1 protein-coding gene is annotated in these 1055 nt (G+C 60.7%); it reads right to left on the bottom strand.

Annotated features, from left to right (window positions below; translation table 11 throughout):
• Positions 1-897: IS110 family transposase (locus G0Q01_RS00035; protein WP_235939371.1), on the bottom strand; the 897-nt coding region annotated here is incomplete at its 3' end.
• Positions 898-1055 lie beyond the last annotated feature (158 nt).

Genomic DNA, 1055 nt, shown 5'->3' on the forward strand with positions numbered 1-1055 from the left:
AGGGCCGTTCTTGACCGCCCATCTGACCCGCGTCATGGCGCCGATGATCAACAGTCTGCGAATGTCCCGTTGCCCCATTTTGGAGGTGCGCCCCAGAATTTGCCGGCCACCTGTCGATTTTTGAACGGGGACGAGACCCAGCCAGGCCGCAAAATCACGCCCCCTCCGGAACCCTTCCATCGGCGGGGCGAAGGCTTGAATTGCCATGGCGCTGACGGGGCCGACACCCGGGGCGGTCTGCAGGCGGATCGTCTCTGGATCGCTCTTGGCTTCTTCTTTGAGGCGCTTTTCTATTTTCATGATCATGACGTCGAGACTGCCAATCTGCTCGAGGTGCAGGCGACAAAGCTCGGTGACGCCGGATGGGAGCATGCTCTCTGGCGCATCGACCTGCGCCTCGAGTTTCCTGACAAATGTCCGTCCGGGAGGTGCGATGATGCCATATTCCATGAGGTGCCCGCGCAGCGCGTTGATGAGCGCGTTGCGTTGTCGAACAAGGAGATCGCGTGTCTTGAAGACCATGGATCTGGCCTGCTGCTCTTCTGATTTCACGGGCACGAACCGCATGGTCGGACGCACCACGGCCTCCGCGATGGCCTCGGCGTCATTAGCATCGTTTTTCTGCCGCTTCACGAAGGGCTTCACGTAGATCGGCGGAATTAGCCGCACCTCATGGCCGAGTTTCACGAACTCCCGCCCCCAATAGTGCGACGAAGCGCAAGCCTCCATGGCGACGAGGCAGGGCGGGTGCTCGGCCATGAACCGGGTGAGCTGCGCCCGCGAGAGCTTCTTGCGGAACACGGGCCGTCCTGACGCATCCGCGCCGTGGAGTTGAAAAACCGACTTTGCCAAGTCGATGCCGATGACTGTAACCTCTTCCACGGATACCTCCTCCATGCTGGTGCTTTTCAACATCACCATCTTGGCACATCGCGATGCCGTTGCGGGGTGAGGTATCCACACCATCAGTGCCCAAACTCAACGCGCTCGGCGACGCAATCCGGCCTGTTTGAAAGGCTTTGCGCGTCCGAGATGTGGCTGCGCTGGTACCGGCG

This window comes from Salipiger sp. PrR007 (assembly GCF_010499845.1).
In the GTDB taxonomy this organism is placed as follows: Bacteria; Pseudomonadota; Alphaproteobacteria; order Rhodobacterales; family Rhodobacteraceae; genus Salipiger; species Salipiger pacificus_A.